This is a genomic window from Streptomyces sp. NPDC006283, assembly GCF_040613325.1.
GTDB lineage: Bacteria > Actinomycetota > Actinomycetes > Streptomycetales > Streptomycetaceae > Streptomyces.
This window is the reverse complement of the sequence record NZ_JBEXRZ010000076.1, coordinates 1-14,766: the sequence shown is the minus strand read 5'-3', so window position 1 is coordinate 14,766 and position 14,766 is coordinate 1. Positions and strand designations below refer to the sequence as shown.

The 14,766-nt window shown below is 71.2% G+C and carries 11 protein-coding genes, 1 pseudogene and 1 riboswitch; of the genes and pseudogenes, 5 read left to right on the top strand and 7 right to left on the bottom strand.

Annotation, left to right across the window (positions count from 1 at the left end; all coding sequences use genetic code 11):
• Window positions 1-196: 196 nt before the first annotated feature.
• A complete protein-coding gene (locus ABZ070_RS17770) occupies window positions 197-1,762 on the top strand; it encodes a M23 family metallopeptidase (protein ID WP_356634771.1) in 1,566 nt (521 codons plus the stop codon).
• A gap of 76 nt (window positions 1,763-1,838) precedes the next feature.
• On the opposite strand, the gene pcrA is transcribed toward ABZ070_RS17770, so the two are convergent.
• The gene (pcrA, locus tag ABZ070_RS17765; RefSeq protein ID WP_356634769.1) at window positions 1,839-4,274 is read right to left on the bottom strand and encodes a DNA helicase PcrA; all 2,436 of its coding nucleotides are present in this window, start codon (window positions 4,272-4,274) and stop codon (window positions 1,839-1,841) included.
• Window positions 4,275-4,514: 240 nt separating this feature from the next.
• A riboswitch (cyclic di-AMP (ydaO/yuaA leader) is annotated at window positions 4,515-4,678 on the top strand.
• A 1-nt stretch (window position 4,679) separates the two neighbouring features.
• Here pcrA and ABZ070_RS17760 point away from each other — a divergent pair.
• Window positions 4,680-5,855, top strand: a complete 1,176-nt coding sequence (locus ABZ070_RS17760; RefSeq protein ID WP_356634767.1) for a C40 family peptidase — start codon at window positions 4,680-4,682, stop codon at window positions 5,853-5,855.
• 137 nt (window positions 5,856-5,992) lie between these two features.
• Here the strand turns inward: ABZ070_RS17760 and ABZ070_RS17755 are convergent, their stop codons facing one another.
• Entirely contained in the window at window positions 5,993-6,346 is a 354-nt protein-coding gene (locus ABZ070_RS17755) for a hypothetical protein (RefSeq protein ID WP_356634765.1), read from the bottom strand.
• 376 nt (window positions 6,347-6,722) lie between these two features.
• Between ABZ070_RS17755 and ABZ070_RS17750 the strand changes: the two genes are divergently transcribed.
• Together ABZ070_RS17750 and ABZ070_RS17745 are read left to right on the top strand one after the other, a co-directional pair.
• On the top strand, window positions 6,723-7,772 hold the full coding sequence (locus ABZ070_RS17750) for an NlpC/P60 family protein (RefSeq protein ID WP_356634763.1): 1,050 nt from the start codon (window positions 6,723-6,725) through the stop codon (window positions 7,770-7,772).
• 72 nt (window positions 7,773-7,844) lie between these two features.
• Complete coding sequence (locus tag ABZ070_RS17745; protein ID WP_356634761.1) at window positions 7,845-8,624, top strand: GNAT family N-acetyltransferase; 780 nt, start codon at window positions 7,845-7,847, stop codon at window positions 8,622-8,624.
• Window positions 8,625-8,695: 71 nt separating this feature from the next.
• Here the strand turns inward: ABZ070_RS17745 and ABZ070_RS17740 are convergent, their stop codons facing one another.
• Both ABZ070_RS17740 and ABZ070_RS17735 read right to left on the bottom strand, forming a co-directional pair.
• On the bottom strand, window positions 8,696-9,385 hold the full coding sequence (locus tag ABZ070_RS17740; protein WP_356634759.1) for a response regulator transcription factor: 690 nt from the start codon (window positions 9,383-9,385) through the stop codon (window positions 8,696-8,698).
• A complete protein-coding gene (locus ABZ070_RS17735) occupies window positions 9,382-10,671 on the bottom strand; it encodes a PspC domain-containing protein (RefSeq protein WP_356634757.1) in 1,290 nt (429 codons plus the stop codon). Before ABZ070_RS17735 ends, ABZ070_RS17740 begins: the two co-directional genes overlap by 4 nt.
• A gap of 228 nt (window positions 10,672-10,899) precedes the next feature.
• Between ABZ070_RS17735 and ABZ070_RS17730 the strand changes: the two genes are divergently transcribed.
• Window positions 10,900-12,237 carry a PspC domain-containing protein gene (locus ABZ070_RS17730; protein WP_356634755.1) on the top strand — a complete coding sequence of 446 codons (1,338 nt, stop codon included), beginning with the start codon at window positions 10,900-10,902 and terminating at the stop codon, window positions 12,235-12,237.
• A 204-nt stretch (window positions 12,238-12,441) separates the two neighbouring features.
• Here the strand turns inward: ABZ070_RS17730 and ABZ070_RS17725 are convergent, their stop codons facing one another.
• The 3 genes and pseudogenes from ABZ070_RS17725 to ABZ070_RS17715 form a co-directional block, all read right to left on the bottom strand.
• Complete coding sequence (locus ABZ070_RS17725; protein WP_356634753.1) at window positions 12,442-12,966, bottom strand: TQO small subunit DoxD; 525 nt, start codon at window positions 12,964-12,966, stop codon at window positions 12,442-12,444.
• A gap of 137 nt (window positions 12,967-13,103) precedes the next feature.
• Complete coding sequence (locus ABZ070_RS17720) at window positions 13,104-14,366, bottom strand: hypothetical protein (RefSeq protein ID WP_356634751.1); 1,263 nt, start codon at window positions 14,364-14,366, stop codon at window positions 13,104-13,106.
• Window positions 14,367-14,494: 128 nt separating this feature from the next.
• Window positions 14,495-14,665, bottom strand: a pseudogene (locus ABZ070_RS17715) (class II aldolase/adducin family protein); the annotation flags it as partial.
• Window positions 14,666-14,766: the final 101 nt, after the last annotated feature.

Genomic DNA, 14,766 nt, shown 5'->3' with positions numbered 1-14,766 from the left:
AACGTAGGGCCAAAGCTCCGCCCGCAGACCGCCGAAACGCGACTGAATGCCCGTTTCCTGATTGCGTAGATCCTGCCGAAGATTGTCGCCGTCGCGTACCGCCGGGTACAGTCGCGCCACTGCTTCCCCCTGGGACCCCCCGTGCAAACCGGTGGCCCCAGAGACAGGTCCTGCTGCCGAGGCGAGAGAGAAGTTGGTGAACGACCAGCACGCCCACGCCGGGTACGTCGGCTACGCCACCGGCAGCTTCGACTCCGACCCGCTCTTCGGCGCCCTTCCGGGCAGTTACGAAGCGGGCCACAGCGGCCAGTACGACTCGTCCCAGTGGGACACCGGCGCCCAGCAGGCCGCGGGCTACGACGCCTACGCGACGGCCGAGCAGGCTCAACAGCCGCAGTACGACCAGCAGTACGGGCAGTACGACACGACCGGCCAGTGGGACGCGAGCGCCTGGAACGAGGCGGGCGGGACCGGCCAGTACGAGACGGCCGCCGCCACCTTCGCCTACGACACGACCGGCCAGTGGGCGCCCGGCACCTTCGAGACCGGCGCCTACGACGCCACCGCGTGGAACTCCGCGGCGGCCGCGCCGGAGGGCCTCGTGCCCCAACAGTTCACTCCGCAGCAGGAGTTCACCCAGCCTGTCGAGCAACTCACGTACGAGGCGTACGGCACGTACGAGACGAGCGATCCGTACGCGACGAACGATAGGTACGCGACTGGCGACACGTACGAGACGCACCACGCGCACGAGGCGAACGACGCCTACGAGACGAGCGATCCGTACGCGACGAACGAGGCGTACGAAAGCGCCTACTCCTTCGAGGCCGAGCCGGACACCGCCGCCCCGGCGGACGTCGAGGCCGGTCACGAGGCCGACCACGAGGCGCAGTCCGCGACCGAGCTCCTCACCGTGGAGAGCGGCGACGAGCCGGAACACGACGAGCTCAGCCAGACCATGACCGCCATGCCGGTCCCCCCCGTCACCCCCCGTCCGGTCCGCCGCAGCGGCGGTAGCCGCGGCCGCCGCCGTACGCCCGCCAAGCGCTCGGCGCTCCTGACCGTCGCCGTACCCTCCGCCTGCGTGATGGGCGTCGCCGGCGTCGCCGCCGCGTCCGTCAGCGGTCTCGGCAGCGGCAGCGAGACGCAGGACGGCCGGAGCAACGTCGCGGCCGCCGACCCGGCTTCCGTCGAGCCGGTCGCCGCCAACAACGCCATGGACACCCAGCTCGCCGCGCTCAGCGCCGACGCCCGTGACTTCGGTGACCGCGCCTCCCGCACGCAGGAACGCCTCGACCTCAAGGCGCGCCAGGCAGCGGAGAAGAAGAAACGCGAGGAGGAGGCCGCTCGCCGCGAGGCGCTGCGCCCCAAGTTCGTGATGCCGGTGAAGCAGGACGGGCTCAGCGCCTACTACGGCCAGTCCGGTGTCAACTGGATGTCCCTGCACAGCGGTATCGACTTCCCCGTCCAGTACGGCACCGAGGTCATGGCCGCGACGGACGGCACCGTCCGCACGCAGTGGAACAGCGCCTACGGCAACATGGCCATCGTGACCGCGGCCGACGGCACCGAGACCTGGTACTGCCACCTCAGCAGCACCAAGATCCGCAGCGGCTCGGTGAAGGCAGGCGACGTCATCGCATACTCGGGCAACTCGGGCAACTCCACCGGCCCGCACCTGCACTTCGAGGTCCGGCCCGGCGGCGGAGCGGCCATCGACCCGCTGCCGTGGCTCCGCAGCCACGGCATAGAGCCCACATAGGCCGCCTCCGCACCACGTGACCGACAAGAACCGGGCCCCCGCGGGGGCCCGGTTCTGTCACAGCTTCTCGCAACCGTCAGAGCTTCTCGACCGGCGCGTACCTCAGCAGCAGCCGCTTGGGCTTCTCGTCCCCGAAGTCGATCGTCGCCTGCGCCTCGGAGCCGGAGCCGGTCACCCCCACCACGGTCCCGAGCCCGAACTGGTCGTGGGTGACCCGGTCGCCGACCGCCAGCGAGATCACCGGCTTGTCGCCCGTACGCCGTGTGGCGAAGCCCGATGCGCCGCCGCGCGAGCGGGACGACGACAGGGACGACGCGATACCCGAGGTCGGCCCCGCGGGCGCGGCCATCGGTCCCGTCCGCTTCCAGGTCAGATGCTGGCCGGGAATCTCCTCGAGGAAGCGCGACGGCGGGTTGTACGAAGGCTGGCCCCATGCGCTGCGCATCGTCGACCGGGTCAGATAGAGCCGCTCACGGGCGCGGGTGATGCCGACGTACGCCAGGCGCCGCTCCTCCTCCAGCTCCTTCGTCTGCCCCAGCGCCCGCATGTGCGGGAAGACGCCGTCCTCCATGCCGGTCAGGAACACGACGGGGAACTCGAGACCCTTCGCGGTGTGCAGGGTCATCAGCGTGATGACGCCGGTGCCCTCGTCGTCCTCGTCGGGGATCTGGTCGGAGTCGGCGACGAGCGCCACCTTCTCGAGGAACTCGGCGAGCGTCCCCGCACCTTCTTCCTCGTCGCGCTCCTGCTCGAACTCGAGCGCCACCGCCGCCAGTTCCTGGAGATTCTCGATGCGGGTCTCGTCCTGCGGGTCCGTGGACGCCTGGAGCTCGGCGAGGTAGCCGGTCCGCTCCAGTACGGCTTCCAGTACGACGGCCGGGCCGGCGCCCGAGTCGGCGATCGTGCGCAGCTCCTCCATCAGCACGTTGAACCGCTTGACCGCGTTCGCCGAGCGGGCCGCCATGCCGTACGCCTCGTCGACGCGACGCAGCGCCTGCGGGAAGGTGATCTTCTCCCGCAGCGCGAGAGCGTCGATCATCGCCTCCGCGCGTTCGCCGATACCGCGCTTGGGCACATTGAGGATGCGGCGCAGCGGGACGTTGTCCTCGGGGTTCGCGAGGACACGCAGGTACGCGAGTACGTCGCGGACCTCCTTGCGCTCGTAGAAGCGCACTCCGCCGACGACCTTGTAGGGCAGACCGACGCGGATGAAGATCTCTTCGAAGACACGCGACTGGGCGTTCGTCCGGTAGAAGACGGCGACGTCGCCGGCCTTCGCCTCGCCCGCGTCCGTGAGCCGGTCGATCTCGTCGGCGACGAACTGCGCCTCGTCGTGCTCGGTGTCCGCGACGTAGCCGGTGATCTGGGCGCCGGCGCCCGCGTTGGTCCACAGGTTCTTGGGGCGGCGGGACTCGTTGCGCTCGATGACGGCGTTGGCGGCGGAGAGGATCGTCTGGGTGGAGCGGTAGTTCTGCTCCAGCAGGATCGTCGTCGCGTCCGGATAGTCCTCCTCGAACTGGAGGATGTTGCGGATGGTCGCGCCGCGGAAGGCGTAGATCGACTGGTCGGCGTCACCGACGACGCACAGCTCGGCCGGGGCCAGGTCCTCGTACCCCTTGCCGACCAGCTCGCGCACGAGCGTGTACTGAGCGTGGTTGGTGTCCTGGTACTCGTCGACGAGGACGTGCCGGAACCTCCGCTGGTAGTGCTCGGCGACATCCGGGAACGCCTGGAGCAGGTGGACGGTGGTCATGATGATGTCGTCGAAGTCCAGGGCGTTGGCCTCGCGCAGCCGCGCCTGGTACATCCGGTACGCCTCTGCAAGCGTCTTCTCGAATCCGTCCTGGGCCTGGTCGGCGAAGGTCTCCTCGTCGATCAGCTCGTTCTTCAGGTTCGAGATCTTGGCGCTGAAGGACTTCGGCGGGAACTTCTTCGGGTCGAGATCCAGATCACGGCAGACCAGCGACATCAGCCGCTTGGAGTCCGCCGCGTCGTAGATCGAGAACGACGACGTGAAGCCCAGCTTCTTCGACTCGCGGCGCAGAATCCGGACGCAGGCGCTGTGGAAGGTCATGACCCACATCGCATTGGCGCGCGGGCCGACCAGCTGCTCGACGCGCTCCTTCATCTCGCCGGCGGCCTTGTTGGTGAAGGTGATCGCCAGTATCTGGCCGGGGTGGACATGCCGCGTGCCCAGCAGATGCGCGATGCGATGGGTGAGGACCCGGGTCTTGCCGGAACCGGCGCCGGCCACGATGAGCAGCGGTGACCCTGTGTGCACGACGGCCGCACGCTGCTGTTCGTTCAGTCCCTCGAGCAGGGCGGCGGGGTCCACGACAGGGCGCGGGGCGCCGTCGCGGTAGTACCCGTCGCGGGCCGGGGGCACGTCGAACGCGCCCTGGAAGAGATCGTCCGGAAGCTGCTCCGGAGCCGATTCCTCGGGCGGCGGCGGTTGCTCGTCCCCGTCGGGCTGGAGGTCCGCCAGGAAGCTGTCGTCAAAGAGGCTGCTCATCGCTTAACGAGTCTAGGCGGCCGGACCGACAGCCCGTGGCCGCATCGGGGACACGGGCGGGACACGGTATGTGACGGGACGCATCCGTCGCGCCACAGCGGCCCGGCCGATGAGCCGCCCGCGGAAAAAGGTCACGAAAATGTATCGGACATATCGAACATCAACCTTCACAGCGCACACACGAGTTGGCTAGCGTGCTCGACCAGGCGGCCCGTACCCCCCTGGCGAACCACGCCGAACGGGCGGCCTGCGCCGAATCCGGGCTCCCGTCACAGGAGTTCGGAACCGGGGACCCACCATGCACAACCGGGGTGAATCGGACCGCGCACCACTCGGTCCGTAGGGCGTCTTCCGTTCCGCCCGAACCCGACAGCTAACCCGGTAGGCGGTCCACGGAAGAAGGAGATGCCGGCCTTGGCGTCGCATCGCAAGCCCCGCAGCCGAACCGCAAAGTCCTCCCCCGCCGTCGGGTTCACGACGGCAGCACTCGCCGGTGTGACGCTGCTCTCCACACAGAGCGCCACCGCCGCGCCCTCCGACCCGAAGCCCAGCATCGAAGAGGTGCAGAAGAAGGTCGACGACCTGTACCGGCAGGCGGGCAGCGCCACCCAGGAGTTCAACAAGGCCAAGGAAGCCACGGCGGAGAAGCGCGCCGAGGTGGACCAGCTGCTCGACGACGCGGCCAAGCGCACCGAGAAGCTGAACGAGTCCCGCCGCGCCCTCGGCAACTACGCGGCCGCCCAGTACCGCACAGGCGCCGTCACCCCCACCGCCGCGCTGATGTTCGCGGACAGCCCGCAGGCGTACTTCGACCAGACGCAGCTGATGGATCGCATGACGGACCAACAGCGCAGGGCCGTCACCGAGTACGAGACCGAGCGGGCGGCGGCTGCCAAGCAGCGCGCGGAGGCGACGAAGAGCCTCGAGTCCCTCACCGACTCCCAGGAGTCCCTGCGCACCAGCAAGCAGACCGTGCAAACCAAACTCGCCGAGGCACGCACGCTGCTGTCGAAGCTGACGGCCGAGGAGAAGGCACGGCTCGCCGCGATCGAGCGGAAGAAGGAAGAGGAGGCGCGCCGCAAGGCCGAGGCGAAGGCGAAGGCCGAGGCGGCGGCACGCGCCGAAGCGGAGGCGGAACGGCAGCGGCAGGAGCGCGAGACCACCCCGGGCGGGGACACCGGCACGGGCACCGGGACCGGCACCGGCACCGGCACGGACGGCGGCACGTACGCGGCGAAGGCCGACAAGGTCCTCGCCTTCGCCCGCAACCAGATCGGCAAGCCGTACGTCTGGGGCGCCACGGGACCCAGCTCGTTCGACTGCTCCGGCCTCACCCAGGCCGCCTGGAAGGCCGCCGGCGTGGACCTGCCGCGCACCACCTGGGACCAGGTGAAGGTGGGCTCCCGTGTGGAGACGGCCGATCTGCTCCCCGGCGACCTGGTCTTCTTCTACGACGACATCAGCCACGTGGGCATATACATCGGCGACGGCAAGATGATCCACGCCCCCAAGCCGGGCGCGAACGTCCGCGAGGAGTCGATCTACTACATGCCGATCTACGGCAGCGTCCGCCCCGCCTGACGGGCGCCGGCAGGCGACACGACGAACGGATGCCCGGGCGGCTCGGCCGCCCGGGCATCGGCATGTCCGCCGCGTCAGCCCGCACCGCCATTCAGGTCGGGTCCGGGCCGCCCCTCAGGCCCGGAGGGGACCGTCGCTCAGGTCCAGAGCGTGGCGATGAAGATGTTGACCACGGTCAGACCGCCGACCGCGCCGAACAGCGCCTTGTCGACCCTCTCCTCGTCCCGCTTCACGTACACCAGGCCGAGGATCACGACCAGGACCGCCAGTTTGATGCCGATCTTGAGGTTGTTCACGCTCTGGTCGTCCGCCTGGTTCAGACCCACCAACGCCACACCCGTGACCAGCATGGTCAGCGCGCCGTGCAGCATCGGCGCGTTGAAGCGGGCCGTGCCGTCGCGCATCGCCTTCATCTGGGTCAGGAACCCGCCCAGCAGGGAGGCGATGCCGATGATGTGCAGTGCCACGAAGACATTGATGAGTACGTCCATGGCCGGACTCTAACCGCCGCCTTACCACTGCCCGTCGAGCAGGTGGGCAGGTTCGGTCGCATCGGTCGGCCGAGTACCGGAATGCGGGCCGGCGTCGCCGATGCGGCGTTCAGGAACCGATCCCGAATATCCATCTTCGGAAATTTGAGGACCTTCCGCCCCGCCCCCGTGACCGCCGGGTTTAGCGTCCTGCCCCAGGTGGCCGACTCCCCACCCGCCGTCGTGCAGCCGGACGGCACTCGGCCGCCACCGCCGAGGATCCGGCGGCGGACCGCTCCCCTGTGCGGCCCGCCGCCGGACCCGAAGGACGGCCCCGCCCCTGAGGGACGGGCCGTCAGGGACGGCGGCAGGCCGACGGAAGGACGTGGAAGCCCTCGTGGCAGCGCACCGCAGATCCAGGCAGCATCCGCTCACCGGGCCGGCCGTTCGTACCGCGGCCACCTTCGCGCTCGCCGGAGCGGCGACCACCACCGCGTTCGGCGGCACAGGGCATGCCGAGCCCCGTCCGACCGCCGCACAGATCAAGGCACGGGTCGACAGGCTGTACCAGGAGGCGGAGGCCGCCACCGAGAAGTACAACGGCACCAAGGAGCAGGTGGAGAGCGCCCGGAGATCGCTGGACTCGCTGCGCGACGAGTCGGCCCGCAGGACCGAGCGCCTGAACACCTCCCGCAACGCCCTCGGTTCCATCGCCACCGCCCAGTACCGGGGCGGTGGCCTGGATCCCGCCCTGCAGCTGGCGCTCACCTCCGACCCGGACGAGTACCTGGAACGAGCGGCCCGCGCCGAGCGCGTCGGCGCGGGCCACGCGTCGGCGATCGCCGGTGTGCACCGGCAGCTGATGGAGCTCGCACGGCTGAAGGCAGAGGCCAGCGAACGGATGACCGCGCTGGAGACCCGCCGGGCCGAACTGGCCCGCCACAAGGCCACCGTCCGGGAGAAGCTCACGGCCGCCGAGAGCCTGCTGTCCGAGCTGACGGCCGAGCAGCGCACCGCCTACAACGGCGGCGGCCCGGCGGACGCCCCCGCGCGCGCCGACCGCTCGAGCACGCCTCGCGGCCCGCTGCAGGCGCCGAGCAGCCGGGCCGCCCAGGCCATCGCCTACGCCTACGGAGCGCTCGGCAAACCGTACGTGTGGGGGGCGACGGGGCCCGGTGCATTCGACTGCTCCGGCCTCACCCAGGCCGCCTGGCGTTCCGCGGGCGTCTCCCTGCCCCGCACGACATACACCCAGATCAACGCGGGCCGACGGGTCTCCCGTGCCCAACTCGCGCCGGGCGACCTGGTGTTCTTCTACTCGGGCGTCTCGCATGTCGGCCTCTACATCGGCGGCGGCCGGATGATCCACGCGCCGCGCCCCGGTGCCCCGGTCCGTGTCGCGCCGATCGACCAGATGCCGTTCGCGGGAGCGACACGCCCCGCGTAGCAGCCCCGGACGCGGTCCGAAACCCGGTTGCCCGGGCACTGGGCGGGTGTCACCATCCCGAAGTCCGTCCCGATGCCCGACCGGCAGGAGCTGTACGTGGACCTCGACGTCCAGAACTACGTGCGCGCGCTCGCACTCCGCTCGCCGAGCCACGTTCGCGTCGGCCCCTTCACGGTGCGCTACAACGCCGACTGGCCTATTCCGCCCGTCAATTACGCCGTCCCCGACCCGGGTGCGAGCCCGACCACCGACGACATCAAGGCGCTGATCGAGGTGTTCAGGGAACGGGACCGGCTGCCGCGCCTGGAGTTCCTGCCGTCCTGCTCGCCCGATGTCGAACCCGCCCTGCGGGAGGCCGGTTTCACCGTCGAGCGCCGCGCTCCGCTGCTCGCCTGCACGCCCGAGTCGCTCGTGACGCCCTCCCCGGCACCGGGCATCACCTGCACCGTGCTGTCCGACGAGGCCGGTTACCGCGCCGCGGCAGGCGTGCAGCATGAGGCCTACGGCATGGCGGGCGAGCCGATGGAGGGCGCGATCGGCGGACTCCGCAGCGTCACGGAAGGCGGCGGCGTGGCAGCGCTCGGCACGGACGAGAGGGACGGCACCCCGGTCGCCGCCGGCAGCTGCTCCATCCCGATCGACGGCCTCAGCGAGCTGACCGGTCTCGGGGTCGCCGCCTCCCACCGGCGCAGGGGCATCGGGGCCGCGCTCTCCGCGTACCTGACGGCGCAGGCTTTCGGCCTCGGCTGCCGCACCGTCTGGCTGGAGCCCGGCGACTCGGACATCGAGCGCGTCTACGCCGGCATCGGCTACACGCGCGTCGGCGACAAGACCGACATGTCCTTGGCCTAGGGCCTCTCGTTTGGATCATGCCGGACGGCGGCCGGTCAGGGGACGGCGGCGGCTCAGGGGACGGCGGCCCGTCACACCAGACGGCGGGCGGTCGCCCACCGGGTCAGCTCGTGCCGGTTGGACAGCTGCAGCTTCCGCAGCACCGCGGACACATGCGACTCGACGGTCTTCACCGAGATGAACAGCTGCTTGGCGATCTCCTTGTACGCGTATCCGCGCGCGATCAGCCGCAGCACCTCGCGCTCGCGCTGGGTGAGCCGGTCCAGGTCCTCGTCGACCGGCGGCGCGTCCGTCGAGGCGAACGCGTCCAGCACGAAGCCGGCCAGCCGCGGCGAGAACACCGCGTCGCCGTCCTGCACGCGGAAGATCGAATCGACCAGGTCGGTGCCCGTGATGGTCTTGGTGACATAGCCGCGGGCGCCGCCCCGGATCACGCCGATCACGTCCTCCGCGGCGTCGGAGACCGACAGCGCCAGGAACCGCACCGGGTTCTCCGCCGCCGCCATCAGCGCGGCGCAGCGGCGCAGCACCTCGACCCCTCCCCCGCCGGGCAGATGCACGTCGAGCAGGACGACCTCCGGCCGGGTCGCCGTGACCCCGCCCCCCGCCTGGTCGACGTCGGCGGCCTCCCCGACGACCTCGACACCCGTGCGCTCCGTCTGGCCGATCTCGGCCTGAACGCCCGTACGGAACATCCGGTGGTCGTCGACGAGCACGACCCGCACCCGCCGCTCCGGACCCACTCCGGCAGTCTCGGTCATCCGTCCGCCCTCTCCATCTCCAGCTCCACTTCCGTACCCCCTCCGGGCACCGAGCGCAGCCGCGCCGTCCCGCCGTTGCGCTGCATACGGCCGATGATCGATTCTCTGACACCCATACGGTCCTCCGGGACCGCGTCCGGGTCGAAACCCGGCCCCCGGTCCCGCACGGAGACGAAGACCGTACGGCCCTCGACCTCCGCGTAGACCTGCACCGCCCCGCCCGCGCCACCGTACTTGGCGGCGTTGACCATCGCCTCGCGCGCTGCCTGCATCTGTGCGCTCAGCTTCTCGTCGAGCGGGCAGTCGCCCACGACGACGACCTCGAGGGGGACGCCGTGCTTGTCCTCGACCTCCGCGGCCGCCTTCTTGACCGCCTCGGCAAGGGTGTCGGGCTCCTCGTCCTCGTCCTTGCCGGTGCCCTCGGGCTTGTAGAGCCAGTTTCGCAGCTCGCGCTCCTGCGCGCGGGCGAGCCTGCGCACTTCGCCGGCGTCGTCGGCGTTCCGCTGGATCAGGGTGAGCGTGTGCAGTACGGAGTCATGGACATGGGCCGCGACCTCCGCACGCTCCTGTGCCCGGATGCGCATGGTCCGCTCCTCGGAGAGATCCTGCGTCATCCGCACCAGCCACGGGCCGGCGAGCAGGGCGACACCGGCGATGACGGCGACCGCGGCGGTCAGGATGTTCCCCAGCTGGGCCGCCGAGCCGCGCACCACCATGAAGACGGTCAGGCCCATTCCGACGAGCGCGACGCCCGCCAGGGCGCGTGCCAGCTGGAGCAAACGGCGCCGACGGCCGACATCGGTCCAGCGGGCGCGGCGGGCGTTGTCCGCCTGCCGCCAGACCAGGACCACGCCGGCGCCGATGAGCAGGGTCGGCCACACGTAGCGGTTGCTGCCGTGCACGTCGACGTTGCCGACGAAGACGGCGGCACCGAAGAGCAGCGCCACCAGCGCGAAGAGCTGGCCCTTGTCGGGCTTCCGCAGCCGCCGGCGGCCGTCGGCCGTGGTCTCGAACACCGAGCGCGACTCGGCGGCCCGGCCGCCGACGCCGAGCGGCACGACGATCCAGAAGACCGCGTAAAGCACTGCGCCCAGACCGTCGACCAGGAACAGTCCGAGGAAGACGAGGCGCACCCAGACGACGGGCAGACCCAGATGCCCGGCCAGGCCGCGCGCCACACCGCCGAGCATCCGGCCGTCGGCACTGCGGTACAGCTTGCGCAGAGCCGGCTCCTTCGGCAGCGGGGCGCGGGAGGTCCCGGTGGATCCGGGCGTGGCGACTGGCATGCCCCGATCGTCACACGCGGGGGTCCGGAGCGGAATCAGGGTCGTCCCTTAACCGACCCTGACACCGGGCCCGGCTCATGTCGGCAACGCTCGTCGTCGAGACACCCGGCCAGAGGCTCTCGTTCGGATCAGGCATGACCCGAACGAAAGACCCTAGGGCCGGATATCAGGGAACGGCCAGGGTCGGGGCGGGTGCCCTCACGCCGCGCCGCCCGTCACCATGGAGACATGACTGAGCCGACCACCCCGCCCGGGGAGCCGCACGCCGACCCGCGGACCCACGCGGGTCCGCAGGCGCAGGCGCCGGGCGGCACGGTGCCCGAGGTGCCGCCGCTGCGCCGCTCACCCCGGCACAAGGTGGTGGCCGGCGTGTGCGGCGGTCTGGGCCGCTCCTGCGACGTGGACCCCGTGATCTTCCGCATCGCCATCGGCGTCCTCTCCGTGACCGGCGGCATCGGCCTGATCTTCTACGGGTTCGCCTGGCTGCTGATCCCGTCGGAGGAGGACGACGAGAACGAGGTCCGCCGCCTGCTGTCCGGACGGGTCGACGGCGCCTCGCTGACCGCCGTCCTCCTCGCGCTGATCGGCTGCGGGGTCTTCCTCTCCATGCTGGGCAACGGCGGCACGCTGTTCTTCGCCGCGCTGCTGTCGCTGACGGTCGCCGGTGCCGCCGTGTGGTCCCAGCGCCGCCTGCTGGCGACGACCGAGGGCGCGCCGATGGACACGGCCACCGCACACGCGGTGGCGGAGGCCCCGCCGGAGACCAAGGCGCCGCCCGTTCCGGAGAGCCCGTCCTGGTGGCGCGACCCGATCGTCAAGGACGGCACCACGGGCCCCGTGCCGACCGGTTATCTGTGGGGTCCGGCCTCGGCCGTGGCGGAAGCCGCCGCGCCGGCCACCCACGAACGGGCTCCGGCGGTGCGGCAGAGCCGGGGCCCGCGGGGCATCGGCGGCCCTGTCTTCCTTCTCGCGCTGCTCGCGGGCGGGCTGGGCACCGGGCTCAGCTGGGAGGGTCGGCCGCTGGGTACGGCGCTGCAGATCGGGCTGGTCGCCGCGCTGGCGGTGTTCGGGCTCGGCCTGCTGGTCAGCGCCCTGCTGGGGCGCACGGGCTTCGGCACGATCCTGCTCACACTCGTCACCGCCGGGATGCTGGCGGCTGCCTCCGCGCTGCCGAAGGACATCGGTACGAGCTGGGGCGAGACGGCGTGGCGGCCTGCCGCGGTCGCGGCCGTGGAGCCGCTCTACGAACTGGGCACCGGCGTCGGCACGCTGGACCTGTCGGCCGTCGCCGTACCGGCGGGCACGACGGTGACGACACGGGCCGAGCTCGGTGCGGGTCAGCTCAAGGTCGTGGTGCCGAAGGACGCGCGGGTGGAGCTGACCGCCGAGGTGGGCATCGGCGACATCCGCCTCCCCGATGAGGCGGCGGAGGATGTCGACGTCGGCCCGAGCCAGGACCGCAGGAGCACGCTGGCCCCGCCCGCGGGCGTGCAGCCGGGTGGCACGGTGGAGCTGGATCTGGAAGTCGGCATCGGACAGGTGGAGGTCACCCGTGCTGCGTCATGAGTCGGTGGCCCGCCCGGGCGGTGGGACCGGCCGCGGGTTCCGGCACGAATTCCGGCCCGCGCGGCTGGTCGCGGGGCTGTGCGTGCTGACCACGGCCCTGCTCTACGGCGGTGACGCCGCGAACGCCTGGCACACCCCGTGGTGGCTGGCGTTCCCGGTCGTCTTCGGTGGACTGTTCGTGGCCGGTGCGGTGGCCGCTGTGCACTACGGAGTGCGTCGCCGCCGTGCCGCGATCAGCGCGTCGAGGGAGAACACGGAGGCACCGGCCAGCACCAGCGGCAGCCAGGCCATCAGATAGGCGAGATCATTGCCGTAGTAGTACGGATCCGTCTGCCAGCTCACGGTCAGCCACAGGCTCAGCGAGATCAGCGCTCCTCCGAGGGCGGCGAGCCGGGCCAGCAGTCCGACGAGGGTGCCGATGCCGACCGCCAGTTCGCCGAAGGCGATGGCGTAGCCGAAGCCCTCCGGGTTGTCGAGCGCCAGGTCGACGAGGGCGGGCACGGCGGACGAGTCGCGCACGGCGTTCATCAGCTCACCGACGGAGCCGGTGCCGCTCGCCGCCATGAAGGCGCTGTCCGTGAGCTTGTCGATGCCCGCGTAGATGAAGGTGACGCCGAGGAAGAGACGCAGCGGCAGGAGCGCGTACCGCTGGGCCTGCTCCTTCCATCCGCGCGGCTCGTCGTCGTCGAACGTTTCGTACGTCGATGTCGCCCGATGCGTGTGTGTCATCGCTGGTCCCGCTTTCAGGTTGACCCGTCAGACGACCATACGTACGGCTTGGCCACGCCGCTCACCAGGTTGACGACACAGACTGTGACACGCGGGGCACATGAAGCGCCGGAGGTGCAAGCAGCCCGGACGGACCGTCAGTCGGTCACCTCGATGAGGCAGCGGTTGCTCTCCACCCCCGCGGCCGTCACCACCTGCACGTCGACCTGGCCGGGCTCCACCTCCACCGGGACCGGCACGGTGAGCATGGTGTCGGCCGGGTTGGCGAATCCGCCGGGGACGGGGATCAGCGGCACGTGCACGTGTACCGCACCGATGCGTACGACCATGCGGGCCAGCCGGTCCGGCGCACCGGCGCCGGGCGGGACGAAGCCGGTGCCGCGGATCTCGATGTCGTCGCCGGTGCGGATCGGCCCGTCCAGGTCGCCGGCCTCGCGGGCCCGCACCACGGACATCACGACGGGCCGGCCGCCCTCCGCGTACTTCGCCGCCAGGTACGTCGCCGCGGAGACCGCCACCAGCAGCGCGGTGCCCCAGGGCAGGTCGGGCAACTGCTCCGGGCTGCGGCCGAGTCGTACCAGCGCGAACGTCACCGCCGCCGCGCTCACCAGCACGTACTGCACATCGGCGAAGGCGGCGCGGCCGTCGTCGTCGCAGACCAGGTCGCGGGGGCGGGGCCGGTCCGCCCGCACCTTCTGCAGCCGCTGTCCCTGGACCCGTACGGCGACGACCCGGCGCGCCGTCACGGCGACCACGCAGACGAGCGCGACGACGAACAGCAGACCGCCGCCCCGGCCGACGGTCATCCCCTCGAAGAGCCGGTCACGGTCGGCCGGTACGGAGGCCCAGGCCTGCTGCAGCGCGAGGACCAGGACCGCGCAGCACACGAACAGCACCCAGGTGGCGGCCACGGCGCGGGAGGTGGAGAGCCGGTTGTCCTCGCCGGTCAGCGGGGCGAGGAGGCCGCCTTTCGCCCGGTGGGCGTGGGCCGCGCCGGTCAGCAGCCCGGCGACGAGAAGGCCCGCCAGGAGGCCGGCCGTACGGGCGCCGGTCCAGCCCGCCCCTATGGCGGTCGCGGTTTGGCCGAGGACGAGCGCACCGAAGCAGGCCCATACGACGGCCACGGAACGGTGCCGCACGCTGCGCAGCCGGGCCGCGACCGCCGCACGGCCGCGGTCGGAGACGGCACGGGCGGACTGAGTCAGTTCGTCGGACACCCACTGACGCGAGGCACCCGGCGAATGGGCGACTGCCGTGGGCAGGCCGCGGCCGGAAGCCAACTCGTCCCGCCGGTGGATGAATTCGGCCACCGCTCGCCGGTGGCTGTCGCGCACGTCGTGCACGCACTCGTCGCACCGTCCCGCTTCCTGCACCGCCACGACCGAACGCCGCCTCTCCATGCATCGCACCGGCCAATCGCCGTGTGATGCATGGGAATTGTGCCGTACGCAAACCGCCGCCACCCCGATGGCCGAGGCCAGGGAGGGTGAATCATGACGTCACCGCATTGACGCTCCCCCGTCCTCGCTCACCGAAGCAGCTCCGGTTCCTCCCGGCTGATCTGCCGCCACAGAGGCTGGTAGTTGATCCACGCGGCCAGATCTCCGCCGATCTGTCCGCGCGTGGCCAGCGCCTCCCGATGCCCGATGAGCACGGGCTTTCCGGCGGCCCGCGCCGCGAGCTGGACCTGGGCGCAGCGCCACGAACGGCTTTGTCGGCGCTAGGGTCTTTCGTTTGGATCAGGCCGGATCAGTGTGGGGGTCCCCCCACGCCCGCAGGGCGTAGGGGGAGGGGTCTGGT

Bases quoted from the DNA above. Each gene is read 5' to 3' on its own strand.
- pcrA (WP_356634769.1), bottom strand. From the start codon at position 4,274: ATGAGCAGCCTCTTTGACGACAGCTTCCTGGCGGACCTCCAGCCCGAC.
- ABZ070_RS17760 (WP_356634767.1), top strand. From the start codon at position 4,680: ATGCCGGCCTTGGCGTCGCATCGCAAGCCCCGCAGCCGAACCGCAAAG.
- ABZ070_RS17755 (WP_356634765.1), bottom strand. From the start codon at position 6,346: ATGGACGTACTCATCAATGTCTTCGTGGCACTGCACATCATCGGCATC.
- ABZ070_RS17745 (WP_356634761.1), top strand. From the start codon at position 7,845: ATGCCCGACCGGCAGGAGCTGTACGTGGACCTCGACGTCCAGAACTAC.
- ABZ070_RS17740 (WP_356634759.1), bottom strand. From the start codon at position 9,385: ATGACCGAGACTGCCGGAGTGGGTCCGGAGCGGCGGGTGCGGGTCGTG.
- ABZ070_RS17735 (WP_356634757.1), bottom strand. From the start codon at position 10,671: ATGCCAGTCGCCACGCCCGGATCCACCGGGACCTCCCGCGCCCCGCTG.
- ABZ070_RS17730 (WP_356634755.1), top strand. From the start codon at position 10,900: ATGACTGAGCCGACCACCCCGCCCGGGGAGCCGCACGCCGACCCGCGG.
- ABZ070_RS17725 (WP_356634753.1), bottom strand. From the start codon at position 12,966: ATGACACACACGCATCGGGCGACATCGACGTACGAAACGTTCGACGAC.
- ABZ070_RS17720 (WP_356634751.1), bottom strand. From the start codon at position 14,366: ATGGAGAGGCGGCGTTCGGTCGTGGCGGTGCAGGAAGCGGGACGGTGC.